The 4,737-nt window shown below is 33.2% G+C and carries 7 protein-coding genes; 4 read left to right on the forward strand and 3 right to left on the reverse strand.

The genetic code is table 11. The features are described from left to right. A partial coding sequence (locus tag B3J44_RS01220) for an isocitrate/isopropylmalate family dehydrogenase (protein ID WP_286965071.1) occupies positions 1 to 339 on the forward strand: 339 nt, incomplete at its 5' end. An 88-nt stretch (positions 340 to 427) separates the two neighbouring features. On the opposite strand, the gene B3J44_RS01225 is transcribed toward B3J44_RS01220, so the two are convergent. Continuing rightward, positions 428 to 928, reverse strand: coding sequence for a DUF6252 family protein (locus B3J44_RS01225; RefSeq protein ID WP_286965073.1), 501 nt, complete (start codon positions 926 to 928; stop codon positions 428 to 430). Between the two features lie 191 nt (positions 929 to 1,119). Here B3J44_RS01225 and B3J44_RS01230 point away from each other — a divergent pair, with 191 nt between their 5' ends. The 3 genes from B3J44_RS01230 (at position 1,120) to B3J44_RS01240 (ending at position 2,986) form a co-directional block, all read left to right on the forward strand. Then, a complete protein-coding gene (locus B3J44_RS01230) occupies positions 1,120 to 1,671 on the forward strand; it encodes a 30S ribosomal protein S16 (RefSeq protein ID WP_286965075.1) in 552 nt (183 codons plus the stop codon). A 15-nt stretch (positions 1,672 to 1,686) separates the two neighbouring features. After that, positions 1,687 to 2,211 carry a ribosome maturation factor RimM gene (rimM, locus tag B3J44_RS01235; protein ID WP_286965077.1) on the forward strand — a complete coding sequence of 175 codons (525 nt, stop codon included), beginning with the start codon at positions 1,687 to 1,689 and terminating at the stop codon, positions 2,209 to 2,211. Between the two features lie 61 nt (positions 2,212 to 2,272). Continuing rightward, positions 2,273 to 2,986 (forward strand): tRNA1(Val) (adenine(37)-N6)-methyltransferase, encoded by a 714-nt coding sequence (locus B3J44_RS01240; protein WP_286965079.1) that lies wholly within the window; start codon positions 2,273 to 2,275, stop codon positions 2,984 to 2,986. An 18-nt stretch (positions 2,987 to 3,004) separates the two neighbouring features. Here B3J44_RS01240 and B3J44_RS01245 read toward each other — a convergent pair whose 3' ends face one another. Both B3J44_RS01245 and B3J44_RS01250 read right to left on the reverse strand, forming a co-directional pair. Beyond that, on the reverse strand, positions 3,005 to 3,388 hold the full coding sequence (locus B3J44_RS01245; RefSeq protein ID WP_286965081.1) for a hypothetical protein: 384 nt from the start codon (positions 3,386 to 3,388) through the stop codon (positions 3,005 to 3,007). A gap of 23 nt (positions 3,389 to 3,411) precedes the next feature. Continuing rightward, the coding region (locus B3J44_RS01250) for a S41 family peptidase (protein WP_286965082.1) at positions 3,412 to 4,737 on the reverse strand (1,326 nt) is incomplete at its 5' end.

The raw sequence follows: 4,737 nt of genomic DNA on the forward strand, positions 1-4,737 counted from the left end.
GAAAACTTATTTGGAGATATCTTAACTGACGAAGCTTCTGTAATTTCTGGCTCAATGGGATTAATGCCTTCTGCGTCTATGGGAGCTGAAGTATCTTTATTTGAACCTATTCACGGTTCTTATCCGCAAGCTACAGGATTAAACATCGCTAACCCAATGGCTACTGTTTTGTCTGCTGCTATGATGTTCGAAAACTTCGGATTAATGGAAGAAGGAAAAGCAATGAGAGATGCTGTAAACAAAGCTTTAGAAGCTGGAGTAGTTACAGAAGATTTAGCTAATGGCGGAAAAGCATACGGTACTAAAGAAGTTGGTGACTGGTTAGCTGCTAACATATAATAGTTTATTCTTGTTTCAGGCTGCACATTCAAACAATCTGAAACTTGAAACATTAAAAAGAGGGATTAACGAAAGTTAATCCCTCTTTTTAATTTAAATTGTCGACAGGAACAAAGTTTCCCCCTTGTGTTATTGGAATTTTATAAAAAACTCCTTCCGAAAAATACATTGTTTGTTTTTCGGCACCAGAATCGGCATTAACTGCTGTAAATTTAAAGGTTCCCGAAATGGTATTCTCAACTGTATTATATTCTGTCACAACAATTTGCCCGTTTCCTTTGCCTATGCTTGTAGTAAATTCTGCTTCTTGTCCTTTATAAGTGTTTTCATAAGTTGCTTTTGCAGCAGCATCAGCACTTAAAACATATGTCTTCTCAGTTGGTTCAGGAAGCTGGAAGCGTATTTGTTCGTAACCTAAAGAACCTTCAATTACAAAAGTTCCATCCGATTCCATTCCTGCTTTATAGACTTGAGCTCTCCAAAAGTTGTTATCTTTTAAGGTTTGAAAAGCCGGGTTATTGAATCTTACATCTTCTGTACAAGATATAAGTAGAAGTAAAATTGATAAAAAGTAAAAGATTTTTTTCATGTTTAAAATGAATTTGTTGCAAAAGTATTGCATTAAGATCAAAATACTTACATTAAAAAGTCAAAAAAATGCTAAAAAAACAACTCAAATATATTTAATCTTTTTTAAAAACGTGTTTTTCATAAAAAAATTATATCTTTGCGCCCTTAATTAACAGAGGTCGAGTACCTCAAAATTTAATCAATTAGATTATGTCAGTAAAAATTAGATTACAAAGACACGGTAAAAAAGGAAAACCTTTTTACTGGGTAGTAGCTGCAGATGCACGCTCAAAAAGAGATGGTAAATACTTAGAGAAAATCGGTACTTACAATCCAAACACTAACCCAGCAACTGTTGAGTTAAACCTTGACAGCGCAGTTAAATGGTTACACAATGGTGCTCAACCAACTGATACTGCAAGAGCTATCCTTTCTTACAAAGGTGCTTTATTGAAACACCACCTTGATGGAGGAGTTCGTAAAGGTGCTTTAACTCAAGAGCAAGCAGATGCTAAATTAACTGCTTGGTTAGAAGCAAAAGCTGGTAAAGTTGATGCTAAAAAAGATGGTTTATCTAAAGCTAAAGCTGATGCTAAAGCTACAGCATTAAAAGCAGAGAAAGAAGTTAACGCTAAACGTGTTGCTGATGCTGCTGCTGCACAAGCTGAAGCTGCTGCCGCTGCACAAGCTACTGAAGAAGTTGCTGAAGCTACTGAAGAAGCTCCTGCTGCTGAAGAGAATAACGAAACAACTGAAGCATAATTTTACTTAGCGATAATGCGTAAAGAAGACTGTTTTTATTTAGGTAAAATCGCTAAAAAATTTAGTTTCAAGGGTGAAGTTCTGATCTATTTAGACACAGACGAACCTGAGTTATACGAAAATCTGGAATCAGTGTTTGTTGAACACAACAAACACTTGGTTCCTTTTTTTATTGAAAAAAGTTCTTTACACAAAAACGACTTTTTAAGAGTCCGTTTTGAAGATGTAAACACCGAAGAAGATGCAGATGCCTTAGTTGGAAATGCTATCTATCTTCCTTTAACTATGTTGCCAAAACTTACTGGCAACAAATTCTACTTCCATGAAGTTATTGGTTTCGAAATCGAAGACAAACGTTTAGGCGTTTTCGGAAAAATAACTTCTATTAATGATTCAACTGCTCAACCTCTTTTCGAAGTTTTAAATGGCGAAGTTGAAATCTTAGTTCCAATGATTGATAATTTTCTTGTAAAAATCGATCGTGAGAATAAAAAAGTAATTATGGATCTTCCTGAAGGTCTTATTGAAATGTACTTGTAAAAGTGCTCAGTCCCAGTGGCAGTTTTCGGTCATTGTCTTTAACAGTTTTTAATTTTTAGAAATGTCTACATTTAGCTTTAAACAATTTTCTATTAAACAAGAAAAAACAGCTATGAAAGTGGGTACCGATGGTGTTTTATTGGGTGCTTGGGCTCCAATTCATCACAACCCATTTAGTGTTTTAGATATTGGTGCTGGAACAGGAATTATTGCTTTGATGCTGGCACAAAGAAGCCATGCAGAACAAATTGATGCACTTGAAATCGATGAAGATGCGTATGAACAAGCAGTAGAAAACTTTGAAGCTTCTCCTTGGGGTGATCGCTTATTTTGTTTTCATGCTGGTTTAGACGAGTTTATTGAAGAACCAGAAGACGAATATGATTTGATTGTTTCAAATCCGCCTTTTTATGCTGAGGATTATAAAACCGAAAACGAACAACGCGATTTGGCTCGTTTTCAAGATGCAATGCCCTTTGAAGAAATTGTTGAAGCTGCCGATTTGTTGCTCTCAGAAAATGGAATTCTAGCTATAATTATTCCTTTTAAAGAAGAAGAAAAATTTATTGCTCTTGCAAAAGAATCAGAACTTTATCCAATAAAAATCACAAGAGTTAAGGGAACTCCTAAATCGGAAATTAAGCGCAGTTTATTAGCTTTTAGTCGAAATGAAGTTCCTGAAATCGAAATTGATGAACTTGTTATCGAAATTGATCGTCATGTTTATACTCCAGAATATATTGAACTGACTAAAGAATTTTATTTGAAGATGTAAAAAACACCTTCAAAAAAGTTAATCTTTTTGCAGACATACTCCTCTTTGAAAATCTATTCCATTCGGGTTTTCTTCATTAAAATATACTATGTTATAAGTAACACATTCCTCGTCTGTATAAATTATTTCTGCTACACTTTTATCTCCAATTTTAACATTCTCGGCTCCTAAGTTTTTTATACAAACCCTTTCAAATTTACAATCACTAAGCCATTTGACACTCCAAACGGTTTGCAATTTACTATCAAAATAACACTCTTCAATAGAATCTTTTCGAATAGCATATTCATCTGGAAAAGCTGGAGCCGCAAACTTTCCATTCTTAAATCTAGTGCAATCTAATTTTTGAGAATAACTAACAGCTCCCAATAAGATTAGACAAAAAACGATGATTTTTTTCATGATACTTTTATTATTATTTTTAATTACTTGCCACTTTTAGCAAAAAGAATTGCTCTTTCAAGAACTTCATCCTTGCCTTGCTGAATACCTAAAATTGTTGGTTTAACTTCGATGTCTGGAACGATTCCGATTCGTTGCGTTTCTTTTTTATTTGGATAAAAAACTCCAAAACCTGTAAATATGGTTGAATAACCTTTTATAATCTCAAATCTGCATGTTCCACCATCTGCACCTGAAGTCTGACTGCCAATAATTGTGGCATTTGGAGCTGCCTGCAAACACATTACAAGATGCTCGCCATGGCTTTGTGTTCTTTCATTTTGTAAAATAATCACTTTGCCTTTATAATAATCCGCATTTGTTTTTCCTGTTTTTTGATCTTCTCTCCAAACATATCGTCCTGGATATGATAAATCTACATCAATAAACTTTGCATAAGCTTTTTCTTCTGGATACAAATATTGCGCGATATCTTCCTCAATATTAGGTTCTTTAGGATATTTCCTAGCATCAAAAACAATGGCTTTCGTATTTTTAAATTGCTCCATAACATTAGAAAGTTCATCTGCTTTTATAGACTCGACATCAATATATCCAATAGAATCTTCTAAAAATTTCCATTTTACTTCATCTCTCGCATTTATGATTTTTAATTTTGAATAAGTGTAACGTTTAATTTTTTTAACAGAAGTAATATTGTCACGAATAAATTCAATTTCAATTGATTCTGTTTTTCCGTTGAAAACAGTCCAATATATATTTTTTAAAATTGCTGGCATGTTAGAACCTTCAGCGTATTTCAAATTTTCTTTAATTAAATCTCCTACCGTTTTTCCATCAACTTTTGTAACCACGTCCCCTATTTTGAAATCATCAATTTTAGCCAGCGAATCGTTTTTTAAAGCTACAACAACTGCTTTATCATCAATAAAAACAACATCAGCAGTAATAAATTTATCTCCAAAATAATCATACATCTGTCTCATTTGAGTCGAAGCGTGCGTATCGTTAAGTTTTATTGAAATTTCACGCATTGCTAATGCAAAATCTTTTTCTGATTCTGGATTACTAAATCTAGGCATCATTTCTAATAAAACAGAATCCCAATTTTGGTCCATTTTATATTTATATGGAAAGAAGTATTCCATTTGGTTCCAATAGCGAAAAAGAGCCAAAAGACGAAGATTTTTCTCTGTCCATTTAAACTCTTTGTACTTCACTTCATTTATAACTTCTATATAAGGTTTAGAAGTGTAATAAAATTGGTTTCCTTGAATTCTGTTTTCTTCAATAAACTTTAATTTCTTTGAAAGCGATTTAGAAAACAATTCATTTTTATTGAACCATGA

Origin of the sequence: Flavobacterium sp. UBA4854 (assembly GCF_002399805.1) — a bacterium.
GTDB lineage: Bacteria > Bacteroidota > Bacteroidia > Flavobacteriales > Flavobacteriaceae > Flavobacterium > Flavobacterium ginsengisoli.